The 6,211-nt window shown below is 63.8% G+C and carries 7 protein-coding genes; 2 read left to right on the top strand and 5 right to left on the bottom strand.

Features of this window, described 5'->3' with window-relative positions; genetic code table 11:
- Window positions 1-243 precede the first annotated feature (243 nt).
- The 3 genes from ACFR9U_RS03550 to ACFR9U_RS03540 all read right to left on the bottom strand — a co-directional run bounded on the left by ACFR9U_RS03550 (window position 244) and on the right by ACFR9U_RS03540 (window position 2,961).
- Window positions 244-1,431 (bottom strand): RNA-guided endonuclease InsQ/TnpB family protein, encoded by a 1,188-nt coding sequence (locus tag ACFR9U_RS03550; RefSeq protein ID WP_247376632.1) that lies wholly within the window; start codon window positions 1,429-1,431, stop codon window positions 244-246.
- A gap of 157 nt (window positions 1,432-1,588) precedes the next feature.
- Entirely contained in the window at window positions 1,589-1,822 is a 234-nt protein-coding gene (locus tag ACFR9U_RS03545; RefSeq protein WP_247376635.1) for a hypothetical protein, read from the bottom strand.
- Between the two features lie 32 nt (window positions 1,823-1,854).
- The gene (locus tag ACFR9U_RS03540; RefSeq protein ID WP_247376637.1) at window positions 1,855-2,961 is read right to left on the bottom strand and encodes a tRNA (guanine(26)-N(2))-dimethyltransferase; all 1,107 of its coding nucleotides are present in this window, start codon (window positions 2,959-2,961) and stop codon (window positions 1,855-1,857) included.
- A 94-nt stretch (window positions 2,962-3,055) separates the two neighbouring features.
- On the opposite strand from ACFR9U_RS03540, the gene ACFR9U_RS03535 reads away from it, so the two are divergent.
- The gene (locus tag ACFR9U_RS03535; RefSeq protein ID WP_247376639.1) at window positions 3,056-3,409 is read left to right on the top strand and encodes a hypothetical protein; all 354 of its coding nucleotides are present in this window, start codon (window positions 3,056-3,058) and stop codon (window positions 3,407-3,409) included.
- Window positions 3,410-3,781: 372 nt separating this feature from the next.
- Here the strand turns inward: ACFR9U_RS03535 and ACFR9U_RS03530 are convergent, their stop codons facing one another.
- Window positions 3,782-4,834 carry an aldo/keto reductase gene (locus ACFR9U_RS03530; protein ID WP_247376640.1) on the bottom strand — a complete coding sequence of 351 codons (1,053 nt, stop codon included), beginning with the start codon at window positions 4,832-4,834 and terminating at the stop codon, window positions 3,782-3,784.
- 83 nt (window positions 4,835-4,917) lie between these two features.
- Here ACFR9U_RS03530 and ACFR9U_RS03525 point away from each other — a divergent pair, with 83 nt between their 5' ends.
- Entirely contained in the window at window positions 4,918-5,139 is a 222-nt protein-coding gene (locus tag ACFR9U_RS03525; protein ID WP_247376642.1) for a hypothetical protein, read from the top strand.
- Here ACFR9U_RS03525 and ACFR9U_RS03520 read toward each other — a convergent pair.
- On the bottom strand, window positions 5,127-6,176 hold the full coding sequence (locus tag ACFR9U_RS03520; RefSeq protein ID WP_247376644.1) for a CPBP family intramembrane glutamic endopeptidase: 1,050 nt from the start codon (window positions 6,174-6,176) through the stop codon (window positions 5,127-5,129). The two genes, ACFR9U_RS03525 and ACFR9U_RS03520, sit on opposite strands and share 13 nt — an antisense overlap.
- Window positions 6,177-6,211 lie beyond the last annotated feature (35 nt).

Raw genomic sequence — 6,211 nt, 5'->3', positions numbered from 1 at the left:
CGAAAAAATCTGGACCAAAAAAGGCGCGCCCTCCGGGCGCGTGAACCGCTCGCGCCGCCGGCGCTCGCGGATGCTTTCTAGAACTACTGCGACAGCGTCTGTGCGAGCGCGTCTGGCGCGCGATCTGCACAGGACTCGCACAGCCAGTTTCCTTTGAGCCGGTAAACGGGCCATCCGACCCGCAGATGGGGCAACTCTTGAGTACGGTCACGGGCTCTCGGACGGGCGCTAGCCACAATGTGACTACTCCCACGAGTGAACTCGTGGGCTTCCTTCACTGAAGGTTAGGCCCACGTCATCTGGGGAGTTCGCAGATTCTATCTCATCGTCGAGTCCTTCGAGTCTGATCTGCGTTTCGGGCTGAGCCACGACAGCCCCCGCCGTCGATAGCGGGCTTTCAATATCCTTACCGACGGCTCGTTGACCGATATTTGAAGCACCGTTCTTGTCTGCACTATCGTCCAGACCGCAGCTGTGGCACTCAATGCGTCCCTGAACCTCGCGGTTCGTGTTCTGTGAGCCACATCGCCAGCACGTTACAGACGTGTCGTATTCCTCGATAGGGAGACACTCTCGTCCATCAAGATGGGCTTTGTACGTGAGGAAATTCGCCATCTTCGCAAACGGCATCTTGTGGGTCTTGTCGTTCACGTACCGGCCTTCGTCGCTGTCGAAACGAATGCCCGTCATGTCTCCAAAGACGATCACGGCGTTGCGCTTTCTGGCACGAGCGACGATCTCGTTTGCTGTCTTGTGGAGCGCGTCTTCGACGGTTCGAGATTCTTTGTCTCCAAGGCGTTGGATGACCTGAGCGCCCTGTCTGACTTTCGCGTTCCCGATGGACTTGCGGAGTTGCTTGTAGTGTTCTCGAACGTCACGAACACGCTTGCCGTGGAACTCAGCATCGCGGTCAGACAAGAAGGTACTGACAGCGATCCACTTCGCACCCATATCGACGGCAAGTACGTCATTGTATTCCTCGTTGACGGTCACAGACCGTGTACAGACGAGGTGGACGTACCAGTCACCGTTTTTGTAGACAAGTTCGGAATCACTGAGATACTCATCTCGCATCAGCGATTCATCTTTGTCGGGGACAATTGCTGGACACCAGATACTGTTCCCCTGCCCTCGGTCGGGGTCATAGACGGGAACTTTGAACCACCAGTCGGACAGAACCGTATCTTCGTCGTGTTCGATGGTGATGCAGTCATTACGGAGAACGACTGGTTGCATGGTGTCTGTTCGTGGATTCTTGTTCGAGCGAACCTTGTCTGCCTGTTGACTTGTGGCAGAATAGAGGTTCACATCACTGGTAGCATCCTGAACAGCAGTCTGAAACGTACTGTATTCCCGTGAGAGAAGGGACTCTTTGCGTTGAGTGAGTGAATGGAGCCGGATGCGAACAGTGGTCGTGACCTCTCGAAGCATCGGTTCGCTGTATGCTGATTATCGGCTTGAACTAGCTTAAAGCTGTGCTTCCACCAACCGTTTGGCTGCTATCGAGAGTGGCTTGATTGTCGGAGCGGCGGATTCATCCCACGACTGAAGTCGTGGGCTTTCTCCTTGTATCTCTGTAAACGGGGACTTATCGAGTCGAGACACCGTCTGCGGACCCACCACCGCGGTTCCGCTTTTGCAGATAATAGGCGTAAACCAGCACGGCACCGATAATGGGTGGAAAGAAGAACCCGATGAAGAATCCGACGGCCCACATATCCGCAGTGTCCATGTTCCGCTTGCTGGCATCGCGATAGATCCACACCGCTCCGAACGCGGCGAGCGGGATGGCGAGGAACCACGGAACGACGATCTCCACCATTGGACTGTCTCTACTTTCGTTCTCCCTGTTCGTTACTCCCGCACTGCGTCGGCGATCTCCGCGACGTCGGCGGTCGTCTTGAACGTCGTCCCCCCGTAGTGGGTCCGCGAGGCCTCGAATCCTGCGTCCCGCAACCGTTCCAGGAACTCGTCCATGCCGATTGCAGACTCGTTCCACCGCTTGTAGAGCCGATGCTGGTCGTAGTGCATCGGGCGGTGGAGTTCGTCGCTGATGGTCGCGAGCAGGTCCCGCGCACGGTCGGCGGTCCCCATCTCCTCGGTGACGTGCTCGCGAACTGCGTCGACGAACGCGGCGTCGTGGGCCGGGCCGAGCCACAGCGGCCCGGCGGTCTGGAGGTGGTGGCCGCAGTGCGGACACTCGTCCATGGGGTCGGCGATGAGGCCGCGGTCGGCCCGCCGGAACAGACAGTGCTGGCAGTGGTCGACGTAGCCCAACTCGTCGAACAGGTCGTTGGCGGCCTTCGCGCCCTCCGAGACGCTGAGGTAGGTCCGGGCGTAGTGGTCGGTGACGTGGCTCAACACCGGCCGAGCGGCCACGTCGAAGCGTCCGGCCGTGCGGACGAGCGACGAGAGGAGAACGCGCAGCCCCATCTCGGCGTGGTACTCGGTGTTCCGGGGGACGGCACCGTACTTGCGGACGCCGCTCATGAAGTGAGCGCCACACAGCGGCGCGGTGTCGGTGGCGGTGACACAGAGCAGTCCGCGTGTCCCCCGACTGGCGGCCTCGACGAAGGGGACCGGCGTCCCGAACGGGTCGACGTCGACCACGTCGTAGCGCTGCTGGTGCATGCGGACGTTCGCGTCCTGGTGGCGAACGTCGCCGGCGAGGTCGTTCCGCGCGAAGTTCTCCTCGGCCAGCGCGACGGCGTCGGGATCGATGTCACAGGTGGTCACGTCCCAGCCGTCGGCGGCGGCGCGCACGCCGCGGACGCCGCTGGCCGCCGTCGCGTCGAGATACGAGTCGGCCGGGCCGTGGTCGCCGTCCCGGTAGGCGCGCAGCGTCGCGATCGTCACGTCCCGGTTGAGTTCCATCTCGGGGTTGTAGAACACCCCGTCCTCTTTCCCGTCGGTCGCCTCGCTCGGGACATCGACTTCGACGTTCCCCTCCTCGACGAGCATACCTCCTCTCGCATCCCCGGTGCGTTAAGCCGTACGCTCTCGGTTCGCTGTGCCGTGTGCACCGAACTCCTTTTCTCACTCCTACTCGAACGACATGTTCGTGACCCCGGTCGAGGAGTGGGTAGCGACCCTCGAAGCCGCCGGCGAACTCACGCCCGAGGCCGTCGATCGCATCATCTCGCTACACGGCGAGCGCGGCACGCAAGCGATCGACGCCGTCGCCGAGCGCCGGGTCAAGCAGTACCGCGATTTCACCGTGGTCGTCGGCTACGACGACGAGTACATCGTCGAGAACGGCTCCTGTAACTGCGCCGACGCCGAGTACAACCTGGACGCCGACGACCCCACCCAACTCTGCTGGCACACCATCGCGGTCAAGATCGCCGAGGCGATCGACGCCGCCGACCACCACGACATGTGGTATTCGGACGTCCGCGAGTTCCTGTGACTGCGTCTTCCCATCGGTGATCGGAACGCTCGGATAGTACCCTCGTGGGAAATCTCCCCGACAGACGGCCGTCACCTCACGGCGGAATCGGGACCATACTGGTCGTTGCAGAGCGTGAAAACACTGCCCGGGCGGTGAAAGGGCGGACGGCGCGTCGGTGAACGGACTGAACGAACTGAACGGTCTGTCCCCTTTATCATCTTCCCGTCAAAATGGTGACACGGGCGCCCTGGTGCTCACGATTCGGGCCTCCCGGGCCAGTGCGGTGGGTGTCGGGGCGTCTTCTTCCCCAGTTTCCGCTGGTCGTGACTGACTCCTGGAGCCGTCGCGTCGGCTGGACTGGCTACCCAAAAACGAAGTCGACAGGTGGCGTCAGTCGCCGGCGGATTTCATGCCGGTGTCTTCGAGGTCAGCGCCGCCGACGGACGAGCGGAGCGCGTCCATCCCGTCGTCGCGGTCGATGCCGAAGTTGTCCTCGTAGAGCTCCTCGACGCGCTCCTGTTCGTCCTCGGAGAGCGCGGGCGTGTCGGGTGCCCCGGCCCACTCGTCGATGTCGTCGGTGGTGCGGAACGTGGGCGTGACGGTCGCGACCTCGTCGAACGAAAGGAGGTACTGGATGGCAGCCTGGCCCATCGTGCGCTCGCCGTCGCGTTCGAGGAAGCGGACGTTCTCGACTTTCTCCCAGCCGGTCTCGTACCACTCCTGGGGACGGTGCGCGCGGTGGTCGCCTTCGCCGAGTTCCGTGTCGGGCGTGACCTGCTCGTTCAGCAGTCCGGACGAGTGTGGCACGCGCGGCAGGACGGAGGTGTCGGCGTCGAGGCGGCGGACCTCCTCGATGGCGTGGCGGCCGGGCACCTGCTCGAACATGTTCCAGACGAGCTGGACCGCGTCGAACTCGTCTTCGACGGACTGGGTGGCCTCGGCGAGCCAGCCGATCGAGGGGCCGAGCGCCCAGCCGATGGCCTCGACTTTCCCCTCTTCCTGGAGTTCGTCCAGGGTTTCGAGCACGTCGGGGGTGACCTCGTCGACGTTGGCGTTGTGGAGCATCAGCATGTCCACGTAGTCCATCTCCAACCTCTCGAGCGAGCGGTCGAGCGCGGTGCGGATCCACTCGGGATCGACGCGCTTGGGGAGTTCGCCGTGGCCGGCCTGGGGGTTGTTGTAGAAGTCGTAGCCGACCTTCGTCGAGACGACCGCCTCGTCGCGGTACTCGTCTAAGGCCTCGCCGATGAGTTCCTCGGAGTCGCCGTGGCCGTACACGTCGCCGGTGTCGAAGAAGTTGATGTCCTGTTCGAGGGCGTGCTGGACCATGTCGATCGCCTGGTCGCGGGAGCGGTCGCCCCACCAGTCCGTGCCGACGACCCAGGCACCGAAGCCGACTTCTGAGACCTCGATACCCGACGAACCGAGTTCGCGGTAGTTCATGTCCGCCGCTTGGGACGCAGGCCACTTAGCGAACACGGTCCGCGCTGGAAACTTTTGTATCCCTCCCACGCGCACGCCAGCGTATGAACGACGCCCTCGCGCGCCGACTGGATCTCGTCGTCACGCTGCTCGGTGCGATCCTCGGTGCGCTCCTGGCGATCGCACTCCTCACTTGGGGAGCCAACGGCTTCCTGCTGGTCGGCAGCGCCGCGTTCGTCCTCGGAATCGGTGCCGGCGCACTCGTCCAGTTTTCGGGGCAGCCGACGGACGGCGAGTCCGCCGACGCGTCTGCTCAGGACGACTGATCGCGCAGCGTCGGCGTCGCCACGGCGTCCCGGAGCGCCACGTCGCCGTACGCCCGGCGGACCCACCACCAGAGCAGCGCCAGCCCGAGGACGAGTGCCAGCAGCGCGACGAGGCCGCCCTCCGGCCCGAACGCACCGCCCGTGAACAGTTCGGGACCCGTCGTCTCCGTCTCCATGACGGTCACGCCGACCGTGATCCCGCTGACCGGGAACCCGTACACCGCGCCCACGGTGGCGTTCCAGGTGAGGTGCATCCCCACCGGCACCCCCAGGCGATCGGTCAGCACGTAACCCAGCCCAAGCAGGATGCCAAAGAGCGTGATGTTGACCACCGAGAGGGCGGTGGCGTTGGGATTCGACGCGTGGAGGACGCCGAAGATACCGGCGGTCACCAGCGTCGCGATGACCATGGCAGCGCGGGTCCCGATCCGCCAGAACCCGGCCAGCCCCTCCGCGATGTTCGTCAGGAGATAGCCGCGCACGATCAACTCCTCGAAGACGCTGACGCCGACGAAAAACAGGACGACGAGCAGGACGGCGAACCACGGCGGGGCCGATCCGAACCCGAGCAGCGCGCTCTCGCTGGTTCGGAACAGGCCCGTCACGGTGAGCCACCCGAAGGCGAGTTCGACCAGGAACACCGCCGTCGGGAGGACGACGCCGAGCGCGAGGCCGAACGCGCAGTCGCGCCACCACTGGCCGTCGAGCCGAAGGCCCAGATCGGTGAGGTGCCGTCTGTCGATGACGTAACTGAGTCCGAGGAGGGCGGCCAGCAGCACAGCGGTGAGTACGAGATACAGGAGCGTGCCGTACAGCGCGGGGAGGTACGGGCCGCCGAACTGGCCGGGTTCAGGGAGCAGGGTCGACGCCAGCCCCACGAGAAACAGGACGACGCCGAAGCCGACCAGTCCGAGCGCGAGTCGCCAGGGCATGCGGGGGCGGCGTTCGGTCGAATTTATGAACACCCGTTGCAGCGTGGACGCTGCCGAACTCCGTCCGGTTTCGCCGCTCGTCTCGACGTCCTCGTCGGTACGCATACTCGTTCGTTTGCCCCGCTGGTGGGTAAAGTCCG

The sequence above is a fragment of the Halorientalis brevis genome (assembly GCF_042678165.1).
GTDB lineage: Archaea > Halobacteriota > Halobacteria > Halobacteriales > Haloarculaceae > Halorientalis > Halorientalis brevis.
The sequence above is the reverse complement of the archived record's forward strand: the minus strand, read 5'-3'. Positions and strand labels throughout refer to the sequence as shown.